The sequence below is a fragment of the Mesorhizobium sp. M0808 genome (genome assembly GCF_040320025.1).
Lineage (GTDB): Bacteria > Pseudomonadota > Alphaproteobacteria > Rhizobiales > Rhizobiaceae > Mesorhizobium.
The window spans coordinates 48,121-56,525 of record NZ_JAMYOX010000040.1 but is presented as its reverse complement, the minus strand read 5'-3'; the positions used below and the strand labels follow the sequence as shown (position 1 = coordinate 56,525).

At 62.2% G+C, this 8,405-nt stretch carries 14 protein-coding genes; 10 read left to right on the top strand and 4 right to left on the bottom strand.

Annotated features, from left to right (window positions below):
- The first annotated feature begins 142 nt into the window (after window positions 1–142).
- From NKI25_RS29905 to NKI25_RS29890, 4 genes are all read left to right on the top strand, one after another.
- On the top strand, window positions 143–883 hold the full coding sequence (locus tag NKI25_RS29905) for an ABC transporter permease (RefSeq protein WP_352457396.1): 741 nt from the start codon (window positions 143–145) through the stop codon (window positions 881–883).
- Window positions 884–893: 10 nt separating this feature from the next.
- Window positions 894–1,676: an ABC transporter ATP-binding protein gene (locus NKI25_RS29900; protein ID WP_352707347.1), complete on the top strand. Its 783-nt coding sequence runs from the start codon at window positions 894–896 to the stop codon at window positions 1,674–1,676.
- Window positions 1,677–1,880: 204 nt separating this feature from the next.
- Window positions 1,881–2,282 (top strand): YciI family protein, encoded by a 402-nt coding sequence (locus NKI25_RS29895; RefSeq protein WP_353000166.1) that lies wholly within the window; start codon window positions 1,881–1,883, stop codon window positions 2,280–2,282.
- An 86-nt stretch (window positions 2,283–2,368) separates the two neighbouring features.
- Window positions 2,369–3,625, top strand: coding sequence for an RNA polymerase sigma factor (locus NKI25_RS29890; RefSeq protein ID WP_352634581.1), 1,257 nt, complete (start codon window positions 2,369–2,371; stop codon window positions 3,623–3,625).
- Window positions 3,626–3,907: 282 nt separating this feature from the next.
- On the opposite strand, the gene NKI25_RS29885 is transcribed toward NKI25_RS29890, so the two are convergent.
- Window positions 3,908–4,336, bottom strand: coding sequence for a type II toxin-antitoxin system VapC family toxin (locus tag NKI25_RS29885; protein ID WP_352707342.1), 429 nt, complete (start codon window positions 4,334–4,336; stop codon window positions 3,908–3,910).
- Window positions 4,333–4,575, bottom strand: a complete 243-nt coding sequence (locus NKI25_RS29880; protein ID WP_352468031.1) for a type II toxin-antitoxin system Phd/YefM family antitoxin — start codon at window positions 4,573–4,575, stop codon at window positions 4,333–4,335. The genes NKI25_RS29885 and NKI25_RS29880 overlap by 4 nt, the downstream gene beginning before the upstream one ends.
- A gap of 193 nt (window positions 4,576–4,768) precedes the next feature.
- Between NKI25_RS29880 and NKI25_RS29875 the strand changes: the two genes are divergently transcribed.
- From NKI25_RS29875 to NKI25_RS29850, 6 genes are all read left to right on the top strand, one after another.
- Window positions 4,769–5,092, top strand: a complete 324-nt coding sequence (locus NKI25_RS29875; RefSeq protein WP_023716560.1) for an ArsR/SmtB family transcription factor — start codon at window positions 4,769–4,771, stop codon at window positions 5,090–5,092.
- Window positions 5,089–5,499 (top strand): SRPBCC family protein, encoded by a 411-nt coding sequence (locus NKI25_RS29870; protein WP_353000164.1) that lies wholly within the window; start codon window positions 5,089–5,091, stop codon window positions 5,497–5,499. Before NKI25_RS29875 ends, NKI25_RS29870 begins: the two co-directional genes overlap by 4 nt.
- Window positions 5,500–5,570: 71 nt before the next feature.
- Window positions 5,571–5,963, top strand: coding sequence for a VOC family protein (locus tag NKI25_RS29865; protein WP_352707337.1), 393 nt, complete (start codon window positions 5,571–5,573; stop codon window positions 5,961–5,963).
- Window positions 5,964–6,050: 87 nt separating this feature from the next.
- Window positions 6,051–6,281: a hypothetical protein gene (locus tag NKI25_RS29860; protein ID WP_023716563.1), complete on the top strand. Its 231-nt coding sequence runs from the start codon at window positions 6,051–6,053 to the stop codon at window positions 6,279–6,281.
- 4 nt (window positions 6,282–6,285) lie between these two features.
- Window positions 6,286–6,756, top strand: a complete 471-nt coding sequence (locus NKI25_RS29855) for a DUF1801 domain-containing protein (protein ID WP_352451013.1) — start codon at window positions 6,286–6,288, stop codon at window positions 6,754–6,756.
- Between the two features lie 109 nt (window positions 6,757–6,865).
- Window positions 6,866–7,246: a DUF1801 domain-containing protein gene (locus NKI25_RS29850; RefSeq protein WP_353000162.1), complete on the top strand. Its 381-nt coding sequence runs from the start codon at window positions 6,866–6,868 to the stop codon at window positions 7,244–7,246.
- Here the strand turns inward: NKI25_RS29850 and NKI25_RS29845 are convergent, their stop codons facing one another.
- Together NKI25_RS29845 and NKI25_RS29840 are read right to left on the bottom strand one after the other, a co-directional pair.
- Entirely contained in the window at window positions 7,247–8,155 is a 909-nt protein-coding gene (locus NKI25_RS29845) for a dihydrodipicolinate synthase family protein (protein ID WP_352707334.1), read from the bottom strand.
- 10 nt (window positions 8,156–8,165) lie between these two features.
- On the bottom strand, window positions 8,166–8,393 hold the full coding sequence (locus NKI25_RS29840; RefSeq protein WP_352707332.1) for a hypothetical protein: 228 nt from the start codon (window positions 8,391–8,393) through the stop codon (window positions 8,166–8,168).
- Between the last annotated feature and the right edge of the window lie 12 nt (window positions 8,394–8,405).

Here is an 8,405-nt window from a genome sequence, read left to right as displayed (position 1 = left end):
GGGGGTGGTTCCCAAATTGACTGACCCCGGGGCCCAAACCCCACCCCCTTCTCGCGCGGGGGCGGGGGGTTTTAAAAAACCGCCTTGGGGGTGGCGCCTCCCGGCGGGCAGGGCCGCGCCCATCGCACGCTCGCGCTTCCTGATGATAGCAGTGGCGGTTTTTGCCGGCCTCGGCCTTGCCTGGTGGGCGGCAACAGGGCTGGGGCTGGTAAAGCCGATTTTCCTGCCCTCGCCGGGGAGCGTGGTGACCCAGCTCGGCAAGCTCTCGGGTGACGGCACGCTGTGGCTGGATCTCAGGACCTCGATATACCGCATTTCTGTTGGCTTCCTCATCGCCTCGGCATTGGCGATTCCGATTGGCGTGCTGATCGGCAGCTTCAGGACTTGGGAAGCGGCGATCGAGCCGCTTGTGGATTTCATCCGCTACATGCCGGTGGTCGCTTTCGTGCCCCTTTCCATCCTGTGGTCGGGGACGGGCGATGCCCAGAAGTTTCTGATCATCTTCATCGGCACCTTCTTTCAGCAGGTGCTGATGATCATGGACAATGTGAAGCGGGTTCCCGCTGATTTCATTGGCCTTGGCAGGACGCTCGGGCTGCCGGATCGCAGGATCCTGACGCGCATCGTGGTTCCCAGCGCCTTGCCAGGCATCTGGGACACGTTGCGCATCAGTCTCGGCTGGGCATGGACCTGGCTGGTGCTGGCGGAACTTGTCGCGGCGACATCAGGGCTCGGCTACCGCATCACCGTGTCCCAGCGTTATTTCCAGACAAACACCATCATCGGCTACATCCTGCTGCTGGGCGTGCTTGGCCTCATCACCGACCAGGTCATGAAGGCACTGGGAAAAGTGCTGTTCCGGCAGGAGGGCCACGTGCAATGAGGCTGAGCCGATGAGTTTGCCCAAACTGCGGATCAAAGGTCTCCACAAGAGCTTCGGCACGGGCGCGCGGCGCACGGAAGTGCTGCGCGATATCAATCTCGATCTTGCCGACAACGAGTTCGTCTCGCTGGTGGGCACGTCGGGTTGCGGCAAGAGCACGCTGCTGTCGATCGTTGCCGGACTGCAGGATTTCGACGCGGGAGATCTTGCCATCGATGGCGCGCCGATCCTGCAGCCGGGCCTCGACCGCGGCGTCGTCTTCCAGTCCTACACCCTGCTTCCCTGGCTGACGGCGCAGCAGAACATCGAGTTTGCCCTCAAGGCCGCGGGTCATGATCGCGCGACCTGCCGCAGGATAGCACGCGAGCATCTCGATCTGGTCAAGCTCCCTCACAGCGCCAATCGTTATCCGTCTGAGCTTTCGGGCGGCATGAAGCAACGGGTGGCCATAGCGCGTGCTCTTTCCTATCGACCCAAAATGCTTCTGATGGACGAGCCCTTTGGCGCGCTCGATGCCTTGACCAGGCATCAGATGCAGGAACTCCTGACGCAGATCTGGGAGGAGCACAGGCTCACCGTGCTCTTCGTCACCCATGATGTGGAAGAAGCCGTCTACCTGTCGGACCGCATCGTCGTGATGGGGATCGGCCCGGGACGCATCATGCAGACCTTCAATGTCGATATCGAGCGCCCGCGCCGGGAAGAGATCATGGAAACCCCGGCCTTCATGGATTTGCAGCGCAGCGTGCACAAGGCGATCCGCGAGGCTTCAAAACGTCCCGAAATGGTTTAGGCGGGCCACTCAATTACTTACAATCGGCGACCAGCGTTGCGCCCAATCTCGATATCGCGCCATCGCGATTCCTGACCAGGGGAGCCGCGATCGGCGGCTTTCTCCTCAACCTCGAAAAAAATTTGCAGGACAATGTCGATTTCCTAAACTCCGTTCGTCGTTTCGATGCCGGCCGGTGAGTCCGGCTCAACAAGGAGACAGACGATGCGTGTGATGGTGCTCGTGAAGGCTACCGAGGACAGCGAAAAGGGCTTTGTCCCCACGCCCGAGGCGAAGGAGGCGATGGAGGCGATGGGCAGGTTTAACGACGAGCTGCGCAATGCCGGCATCTTGCTCGACGCCGATGGCCTCAAGCCCTCCTCGCAGGGCAAGCGCGTTGCGTTCGATGGTCCCCGCCGGACGGTCATCGACGGGCCTTTCGCCGAGACCCGCGAACTGGTCGCCGGCTTTTGGCTCTGGGAAGTCAAGGACATGGACGAGGCTGTCGCCTGGGTGAAGCGCTGCCCCAATCCCATGCCCGGACCGAGCGAGATTGAAATCCGGCCGCTGTACGAGATGGCTGATTGGCAATGGGAATCTGACGCCGCAGGTCACGGAAATCCATGACCGGACGCGCAAGAAGCTCAGCGGCAACTGAACCTGTCGGCCGCAACCTGCTTTGCCTTCGTTATGGCTTTGGCCGATAAGGCAGCATGACGGCAGGCGAGACGCAGCAGGCGATCGAGGCGATTTTTCGCATTGAACGAGCCCGGCTCATCGCGGGCCTGGCCCGCCTCGTGCGCAATGTCGATCTTGCAGAGGAACTGGTGCAGGACGCCCTGGTCATAGCCTTATCCGAATGGTCCAGGACCGGCGTTCCGGCCAATCCCGGCGCTTGGCTGATGACGGTCGCCAAACGCCGCGCCATCGACGCGATCCGTCACGACAAGATGCGCGAGCGCAAGCATGAGGAGATCGCGCGGGAGCTGGACGGCGAGTGCGATGGTACGGCCGAGGGAAACGAAATGGCCATGAACGACGATCTTGGCGACGAGCTGCTGGGCCTCATCTTCACAGCCTGCCACCCCATACTTTCGGCCGACGCCCGCGCGGCCCTCACGCTGCGTGTCATCGGCGGCCTGACGACAGACGAGATCGCCCGTGCTTTCCTGTCGAGCGAGGTGACGATCGCCCAGCGCATCGTCCGCGCAAAGAGGACGATCGGAAAGGCCGGGCTCAGCTTCGAGGTGCCGCGCGGCGCCGAGCGTGCGGCGCGTCTGTCCTCGGTGCTGGAGGTCATCTATCTCATCTTCAATGAAGGCTATGCTGCCACGGCAGGCGACGACCTTGTCCGGCCGAGCCTGTGCCTGGAGGCACAACGGCTCGGCCGCATGCTGGCGGGGTTGATGGCCGAGGATGCCGAGGTGTTCGGCCTGCTGGCTCTGATGGAAATCCAGGCATCGCGCCTGCCGGCACGCATCGGGCCGGACGGCGCCCTCTTGACCCTGACCGAGCAAAACCGCGCGCGCTGGGACCAGCTGCTGATCCGCCGAGGCCTTGACGCGCTGGCCCGTGCCGAAGCCCTCGGGGGCGATGGCCCCTATGTGTTGCAGGCCGCGCTTGCAGCCTGTCACGCGCGGGCGCGCAGTCCGGCCGACACCGACTGGCCCCGGATCGCAGCGCTCTACGACCGGCTGCGTGCAGTGATGCCCTCGCCGGTGGTCGATCTCAATCGAGCGGTCGCCCACAGCATGGCCTTCGGGCCCGAAGCGGGCCTGCGGTTGGTAGACGAGATTGCCGACGCCGCCGCCTTGCGCAATTATGCGCCATTGCCGGCGGCGAGGGGCGATTTTCTGTTTCGGGCCGGCCGGCTGGCCGAGGCCCGCGCCGAATTCGAGGCTGCGGCCAAGCTCACCCGCAACGTGCGCGAGGCGGCCTTTCTCCTCGCCCGCGCAGACGCTTGTGGTTGACAGCATCGCTCTCCGTGCCGGACACGCCGCTCGGCAACATCGAAAGCCGCCAGTTCGCTCCCGGCCAGCCCCCTTCAATGAGCGTGATCAGCTCGCAACGCGAAAGGGATTAACGATGCGCAAGCCTTCGTCGAGCGCCATTCCGTGCTGCATGTCCTCTGACCAGAGTGTATCGCAGCCAACGTGAACCGCCGCGGAGGCGATCATCGCGTCATAAGTGGAAAGGCCGTACCGCTCGGCGAGCCTCAATCGGTTTATTCATTTTGGAGGAGAGGGCCTCGATCATGCCAGCAACTGCGTCGGCACGCCGAGAATCGGTCCTGCCTCGGCGAGCCGCTGGTCGAGGGTCCACACCGTGGCGCCATGCTCCGATGCCGTCGCGAGGTGCAGGGCGTCGCCAGCACGAAGCCCGAGCATATGCTGATCGGCGAATTTCGCGGCGACCCGAAAATGCCCGCCCGTCACCGGCAGCACGGTGAAGCTCTCAGCGACAAGCTTATTGAACATCGCGAGCGCTGCCGCGCGTTGCTCCAGGTCGATCTGTCCGGTCCGAAGCTTGATCGCCATGGCGGAGGACATCTCGGTGATGGTCCAGTCGCTGATCACAAGTTGCGCTGGGTCCTGCTCCGCCAGCCAGCCCTGAACGCGCGCGGTCATGGCTTCGTTGGATAGTGCCGCGATGATCAGCGAAGTATCGAGATAGGACGTCAATAGCGATCGCCATCTCGCATCGATCGCACCAGATCGGCGGCAGCCTGGGCCTGCAGAGGCATGGTTGCGGTCAGGGATTGGAGCAGGACGGCGTCGATCCGTTTGCGAGGGCGGGCCACGGCCGTGAGCCTGGCGACGGGCTTGCCACGCCGGGTTATGTCGATCGAGTCTCCAGCCTCGACCCGGTCGACGAGCTCACTCAGATGTGCCTTGGCGTCCGCCAAATTGACCGCGTCCATCTCAGCTCCTGACCATGTAGATGGTCATGTAGCGTATAACGCGTGACAATTCCAGTGCAGAGCACGGCGAATAAGCAACTGGCTGCGTGAGCGAAGCAGGTGACCTGCAACGAGAATTATGCCGCTTCCCGCTTGACTCACACATATCCCGGTGGTTATACATCGATCAATAGCCGAAGGGTTATCGATCCCAATGCCAAACGCTCACGATGTACTCTTCAGAACGCTTGCCGATCCGACTCGGCGCGCTATTTTTGAGCGGCTGTGTCGCGAAGGAGAGCAGACGGTCGGGGCTCTGACGGCTCAGGCCGGGATCTCGCAACCGGCCGTGTCAAAACATCTCGGCGTTTTGAGGCAGGCCGGGCTCGTGCGCGACCGCCATGCAGGGCGACAGACCCATTATAGCGCGCAGCTTGCTGCGCTTGCCCCCCTGATTGACTGGACAAGCCAGATGACCGGGTTCTGGCAGAGCCGGTTCGACGACCTCGAAGACCTGCTCAAAAGGATGGATCAGTGAACGAAATGGCGACCGAAACGCTCTCCGTCGTTGTTGAACGGGAAATCGCTTATCCGCCCGAGAAGATCTGGCGCGCGCTCACGCAACCACACTTGATCGAGGAGTGGCTCATGAAAAATGACTTCAAACCTGTCGCGAACCACCGCTTCAATCTTCACGCAGACTGGGGCGCTGTCGAATGTCAGGTGCAGACGGTCGAGCCGAACAGAACACTGACTTACACGTGGGATACCAAGGATCTCAAGAGTATCGTCTCCTGGACCCTCACCCCCACGAGCACCGGAGCCCGCTTGCGCATGGAACAGTCGGGCTTCCGGCCGGATCAGCAGCCTTACTTCCGGGGTGCCAAAGTCGGCTGGCCGAGGTTCTTTGACGATCTGGAGCAGGTTCTGGCGCGGACGGACTGAGATCCGCTGGGCTATCCAAGCAAGGGCTCTGTTACAGAGCGACATCACGAGGCGATAATGGAGGCAAGCCAATGAAGATCAAGTTGGCCAAAGTATACGTGGACGACCAGGAAAAGGCACTGGGCTTTTACACCGAAACGCTCGGCTTTACCAAGAAGACCGATTTCAGCAATGGGCCGTTTCGCTGGCTGACCGTTGGATCACCCGACGAGCCGGACGGTGCCGAGCTGCAACTCGCGCTCAATGACAACCCCGCTGCAAAGACCTACCAGCAAGCCATTTTCCAGCAGGGCCAGCCCGCGGTCATGTTCTTCACCGATAACGTCAAGGGCGACTACGAGCGCATAAAAGCGCGCGGCGCCGAGTTCACGATGCCGCCGACCGAAGTAACCGGCTCGACCATCGCCCAGCTGAACGACAACTGCGGCAATCTCGTTCAAATCACCCAACTGGCGCGCTGGTAAAGCATGCGTTCAGTGGCGTGGCTGCCCGGCGGGAGTCGCCAAACGGGCCGCCCGATCCGCTTCGGTTCGTCTTCAGAGGAGGTCTCAATGGATTGGAACAAATGGGTTCGGCAGATCCACCGCTGGCTGTCGATTATCTTTGCGGCGGTCGTCGCCGCCATCTTCATCAGCCTGGGAGCAGGCAAGGAACCCGCCTACTGGGTATACCTCTTGCCGCTGTTTCCACTCGGCTTGCTCCTGCTTACCGGTCTGTACATGTTCGTGCTGCCTTACGCTCCCAAGTGGCGCAACGCAGGGGGCACCGGCGCATTGGAGTGAACGCATGGCCAACAAGACGTCCATCAAGTCAGCGGCGGTCGCGAAGAAGCCCGCCGCCAAGCCTGCAGCCGCCAAGCCGGTCCTCCTCGCAGGCGGCAACCCGCAGATCCCGAAGGGTGATGGTGACGCTCCTGTGCAGGCCTACATCGCGGCCATGCCGGGCTGGAAACGCGATGTCGGCCGCCGCCTCGACGCACTCATCGAGCGCAACGTTCCCAACCTGCGCAAGGCCGTCAAATGGAACTCGCCCTTCTATGGCGTAGAGGGTCAAGGCTGGTTCCTCAACTTCCATTGCTTCACAAAGTACATCAAGCTGGCTTTCTTCCGCGGCACGTCGCTGCATCCTGTCCCTCCAGGCGAGTCCAAGCACAAGGACGTGCGCTACCTCGACATCCGCGAGGACGACCAGCTCGACGAAGCTCAACTCACCGACTGGGTAAGGCAAGCCAGCCAGTTGCCTGGCGAGCGAATGTGAGTGGAATGCGAGTCATTCCCGCAAACCCGGTGCCGACTAGCGGTATTCATGTGACGGGCGAGCGGCAACAACCCTGGGGAAAGCGACAATGGTGATGAAGAGTGGCTCTATGGAAGGAAATGCAGAGAGCTCCCCCTCGCACCTGATAGATGCGAGGATCAGTGAGCTGGGCGATTGGCGAGGCAAGACGCTTTCCCATGTCCGCGCTCTCGTCAAGCAGGCTGACCCGGAAGTGGTCGAGGAGTGGAAGTGGCGAGGCGTTCCGGTGTGGTCGCACGCCGGAATAATCTGCACCGGCGAGACCTACAAGAACGTCGTGAAGGTGACCTTCGCAAAGGGCGCCTCCCTGCCGGATCCTTCAGGCCTGTTCAACTCCAGTCTCGAAGGCAACACCAGGCGCGCCATCGATATCCGTGAGGGCGAAGACATAGATGAGAATGCGTTCAAGGCGCTGATACGCGCTGCTGCCGCCCTGAACACGGCCCGATAGTCAGCTCCGGCCGATATGGTCGGCTAGCGGGCCGAAAGCGGCGAGCAAAGCTTCGCCGGTGGCTTGCGTCGCGTTCTCATGCGGCGCGCGCAGGTTCAGCCAGCGTCTGTCGCCGGACCGTACCGCCAGCACTGCCTTCATCGCGGAGATGAGGCCGGCGTCCTGGATGATTTTGCGGAACGCCTTGATGGCGGCATCCGCGTCAGTAATGTCCTCTCCCGCCAGCGCTGCGTCGTAGAGGGCCCGGATCGCTGCGGCATTCAGATTGACCGTCGCCGAGATGCACCCCGCAGCACCGTTGGCGAGGCCTTTCGTCAGCTGTGCTTCCGAACTAGGGAACACCGCGACCCTTGGGGCTGCCGCAATGACCGCCGCGGTGTTGTTCCAATCGCCGGCGCTGTCCTTGTAAGCCACCACGACATCCGGAAACGCTTGGCTCAAGCGGGCGGTCAGCGCCGGGCTCACCGATACGCCGGAATTCTGCGGGATGTGGTAGAGGATCATCCTCATCGCCGGGTTCGCCACCCGTTCGATCAGCTCGCCATAGTAGCGGGCCTGTCCGTTGTCGCCGGCGGCCGTATAGAAGAACGACGGCAGCACCATCACCCCGGCACAGCCGAGCCCGACGGCATGCGCCGTCAGCTCGACGGTCTCGGCAAGTGCTGTGACACCAGTGCCGGGCATCAGATGGCTTGGCGAAATGCCGGCCTCGACCAGCCACTCCAGCGCTTGCATGCGCTCGCGCAACGAGACGGACAAGGCCTCGCCCGTGGTGCCGAACGGCGACAGGAAATGCGCTCCCTGATCCAGCACCCATTTGGCGTGGGATATCCAGAGATCGCGGGCGATCCGGCCGTCGTTTTCGAACGGCGTCAGGATCGGTGCGATGGTTCCTTGTGGGCGGATCATGTGCGTCCTTCTACGGGTGAAAATCTGTGCTGTGCTCAAAGCCGGCATCAAAAATGTCGAGCAAGCTACATGAAGCAATGTTGCTGAGTACCGGCCGTTCGACCTCGAAAGCAAGCGGCTCGCGCATAGGCGCGCGATTGTGATCGGGCGGCGGTTCTGAGGCTCTCGAGGTATATCCTTGTACGGGATAACGTCGTCTGGCCGAAAGGGGGGTGACAAACGAGTTCTGCTGTTTCATCAATGCCGCCTT